The organism is Wolbachia endosymbiont of Nasonia giraulti (genome assembly GCF_048054155.1).
GTDB lineage: Bacteria > Pseudomonadota > Alphaproteobacteria > Rickettsiales > Anaplasmataceae > Wolbachia > Wolbachia pipientis_C.
The window spans coordinates 1-4,170 of record NZ_JAFEVH010000077.1 but is presented as its reverse complement, the minus strand read 5'-3'; the positions used below and the strand labels follow the sequence as shown (position 1 = coordinate 4,170).

Annotated in this window: 4 protein-coding genes and 1 pseudogene; 2 read left to right on the top strand and 3 right to left on the bottom strand. The window is 33.4% G+C overall.

Annotation, left to right across the window (positions count from 1 at the left end):
- Positions 1-142: 142 nt before the first annotated feature.
- The 3 genes from JR312_RS06195 to JR312_RS06185 form a co-directional block, all read right to left on the bottom strand.
- Positions 143-904 carry a hypothetical protein gene (locus JR312_RS06195; RefSeq protein ID WP_416647976.1) on the bottom strand — a complete coding sequence of 254 codons (762 nt, stop codon included), beginning with the start codon at positions 902-904 and terminating at the stop codon, positions 143-145.
- Positions 905-961: 57 nt separating this feature from the next.
- Entirely contained in the window at positions 962-2,224 is a 1,263-nt protein-coding gene (locus JR312_RS06190) for a pyruvate dehydrogenase complex dihydrolipoamide acetyltransferase (RefSeq protein WP_416647975.1), read from the bottom strand.
- 285 nt (positions 2,225-2,509) lie between these two features.
- On the bottom strand, positions 2,510-3,004 hold the full coding sequence (locus JR312_RS06185) for a WBM0748 family T4SS-associated protein (protein WP_264330624.1): 495 nt from the start codon (positions 3,002-3,004) through the stop codon (positions 2,510-2,512).
- 236 nt (positions 3,005-3,240) lie between these two features.
- Here JR312_RS06185 and JR312_RS06180 point away from each other — a divergent pair, with 236 nt between their 5' ends.
- Positions 3,241-4,002: a hypothetical protein gene (locus JR312_RS06180; RefSeq protein ID WP_416647974.1), complete on the top strand. Its 762-nt coding sequence runs from the start codon at positions 3,241-3,243 to the stop codon at positions 4,000-4,002.
- Positions 4,003-4,031: 29 nt separating this feature from the next.
- Positions 4,032-4,170, top strand: a pseudogene (locus JR312_RS06175) (IS256 family transposase); the annotation flags it as partial.

The following is a 4,170-nucleotide window of genomic DNA, read 5'->3' as shown; positions in this document are numbered from 1 at the left end:
GATGACAGGATATTTGTTTCTAATTCTTTATAATCTACCAAACCAGTAGTTCTATTTGCTTGACTCATATCAAACCTCCATTTTTTATATCAATTTATTACTTTTTTTTCGGTTTGACACACTTTTTTGAACGTTCCCATGATTAGCCACGGAACCTATTTGCTAATTCTCTCACATTAACCTTAGACATTTCTGATGTAGGCTCTTGTGTATATGAGACATCAGATTTAACGCCTTTTTTGTCATGACCTTTAGTAATAGAACATACTATAGTATCAGCCTTTACATGCTTAACACTTGGATCTGATTGAAACCCATGCTTTCTTTCCATTTGTGCTTCAAGCTTACTGCTATCATGTGTAACCCTACACCTTTCTATATTACGGTCACGTTTGTCAGGAGCTACATATCCATCTATATCACTACATAAGAACGGGCGCACTTTGAACCTGTCTGAACTAACACCATTTTCAACACTTGCAGAATTATGAGCTTTTCTATTATTGCGCATTTTATCTACAGCTTCCTTTATTTTTTCTTTTGATGGTTTTGGCAGCAGTGCTGGCTTATATGCACATGCTGGTAGTTCTGGAAATGAGTCTTCCTGAGACAGCAAATGACTTTGGTTTCTCTTACTATCTGATTCTTCAATATTCTTTATTGATGTCTTGAAAGAGTTTTCGTTTTTCTTTTTTAGATCTAACTCATTTAATCCGCTTCCAACATTATTTTTTCTTGTTGTAGTGTGAATAACACCTGGAAGTTTCACTTCATACTTAAATTTTTTATCAATGGTATCCATTGACTCATTAGACGAGGAATCTATTTGAAACCTATCGTTTGAAAATTTTGATTTTGCAGCATCAAAAAATATACTACGTTTTTCTATCTTTTTATCAGTCATATTTTACCTCTAAACCTATCAATTAATAAAAGTATAAATTAAGAGGTATTAATTTTATTATAATAATAAAGGCTCAAGAAGCATCACCGTAGGGTTTTCTATATAGTACTTAAAGGCATTTAAAAATTTTGCTCCGAGTGCTCCATCAACTGCTCTGTGGTCAACAGAGAGAGTAACTGTCATTATCTCTGCTATCTCTATTTTTTCACCTATGACAACCGGCTGTTTTTTAGATTCACCAACAGCCATAATGCAAGATTGCGGTGGATTGATTATAGCGCTGAAAGTTTTTATACCAAACATGCCTAAGTTGGAGATAGTAAATCCTCCTCCTTGAAATTCTTCAGGCTTTAGTTTTCCAGATCTTGCCCTACTTACTAAATCTTTCACTTCTTTTGATATAGATAAAACACTTTTTTCATCAGCATTTTTTACTATAGGAGTAATCAGTCCATCCTCAAGCGCTACAGCAATTGAGATATCTATATTTGAGTATCTTACTATTTTAGTATCTATCCACGATGAGTTTATATCAGGAAATTTTTTCATGCTGAAAGCCACAGCTTTTATAATTAAGTCATTAATTGTTACTTTATTGTTTTCATTTGCTGAATTAACCTCATTTTTGAGCGATATTAGCTTATCAACGTGGCAGTCTACAGTTAAATAAAAGTGTGGAATATTTTGCTTAGATTCAACTAGGCGCTGCGCTATCACTTGGCGCATATTGCTTACTTCAAATGTTGTATTTTCCTCAAATCTCTCATAGCTTTTAGTTTGATCTAAAAATTCTAATACATCAGCTTTGATGATACGACCATATGGACCTGTACCTTTTAATCGCTTTATATCAACACCTTCATTTTGAGCTATTTTTTTAGCTAAGGGGCTTACTTTTATTCTATTTTCTGTTGCTCTATCCTCTTTTTTAGATCCCAGTGTCACACACTGGGATGACATTGAAGAGCTAGATGAAATCGAAGGGTTGGATGATACTGAAAAATCGGCTTCAACCTCCTTCTCAACCTTGGTATTGACGGCAGAAGCTAAATCAAGTGCGCTTTTATCTTCCCCTTCCTCTAACACTAGAGCTATCAGTTGATTTACAGGTACGCCACCTGTTCCTTCCGACACTAAAATTTTTGCTAAAACTCCTTCATCGACAGATTCAAACTCCATTATGGCTTTATCAGTCTCAATTTCAGCGATTACATCACCTATTTCAACTTTATCTTGTTCTTTTTTACACCACTTTACAATTTTTCCTCCAGTTTTACTCATTGTTGGGGAAAGAGAAGGCATCAATATTTCTATAGGCATTTATTCTGCATTAAAAGATCTATTTAATTTTTAATTTACTCTTTACCCTATGTCAATCTAATCGTAAATTATGATACTTATATCATCCTAGTACGTGATGCTGGAATCTTGGTTGACTACTGTTATCCTACTATTTCTATTGCTTAGTCCTAGACAGAGTGCAAATAGTAAGATCATCATGAAAATAGACGAACCTATTATAATGGAAATAGAAAAATGTAGTGCTTACTATCCTCTCACAAACATATAGCTTGGGTACAGAAAAAATTTATATGAGGGAGCTGGTTAAATTGATAAAAGATCAGAATTAACAGTATTTTCCGAATCTTCTGTAGCAGGCTCTTCATGTGAAGCAGAGGATACACTAACTTCTTTATCCTCTGTCCTCTGTATAGAACTACCATAAAAACTCCTTAACATCTCTTCAGCAGATGAATTTAAAATCTGTATAATAGACTTTTCACTTTGTTCTTTCATCGATTGATCCATTTTAGAAATCAACTCGGAAAATTCACTACCTTCTTTTCTAGCTTCACTTTCTATCTTATTTTTTATGCTTTCTATATTACTTTGGTTAATTTCTTCTTTCGTTATGTTAAATGAATTAGCAATACCTTGATACTTAATCTCACAATCGCCACAACCAATTATACACAGAGCGACAGATCTAGATATTTCACTTGCAGCCCAATTGTGTATAGTGTAAGCCAAGTAATTGTCATGGTATTTTATATCAAGCTGTTCCTCTATAAACTCAGAAATTTTCTTTTTTAAAGACATAAAGTACCTCCTTCTTACATTACTGTACCTTCTGATTAAAGTACAACAGCTGCTCCTAAATAGCAATCCATATATGGTTTACTTTAATAAATTATTAAAGTAAGAAGCTTTTACATCCTAAAACATAACTTAGATAGGCCAATGTAAAAAAATTTTTAAACGAAAATTATTGTATATATATTACTTATTTGGTAAAATTATTTTGGCAAAATAGCATATAAAAGTTGAGGCTAATTGTGAATATTAAAGAACGAAAGGATTTACAACAGGAGTTATTAGGAATTGTTTTCAATATACTGGTAGAAAGTGAAGATAGTACCATAGAAACTATGGAGCTAAGAGCAGTAGAGATAATTAAAAAAATAAAAGAACACATTAATGATGATATAGAACATGGTACAGGATTTGATAGTCAAAAAATGCCAATTTTAGACTGGATCGTTGCTTGTGATTCTCAGAATCATGTTAGACTAAACAACAAGTCGCTATTAAAATTTGAAAAGAAAATTAAGGATGTTGGAGGAAGATCAAAGCGAAATTCAAGAGGTTATGTTGGAGGTGAAAGAGAAACATTTCTGAATTTCCACTTCTTTGAAAACGTGAATGAAAGAAGGGCAAGGAACTATGAGAGATTAGATCATGTTCTAAATCAACCTCGGAGAGTTCTCCTTAGCAACAGGGATGAAAATATAGTAAGGCAAAGAACGCAAGAGATACTAAATAACATCAGAGATCTTGATAGAGCAGCTGACAGAGAACTATTCTCTGGAAACAGGAGTGAAAATATAAGAAGACCAGGAGAACAAATGCAGCCAAGTGAAGTATCACTAAATCTCTCCGAAAATAGGGATGAATATACAATGATGAGAGAAAGAAGAAGAGCGGGAAGGCGAATGCGGCCAAATTTTGTTAGACGTGAAAGAGAAGTACCACTTAGTTCAAAAATAGGACAATTAAGGGAACGTTCAAAAAAGTGTGTCAAACCGAAAAAAAAGTAATAAATTGATATAAAAAATGGAGGTTTGGTATGAGTCAAGCAAATAGAACTACTGGTTTGGTAGATTATAAAGAATTAGAAACAAATATCCTGTCATCTATACGAGAAGGAAGACCATTGACAGGAAGAGATGGAGCATTAACACCGTTTATAAAAAGGTTGCTAGAGG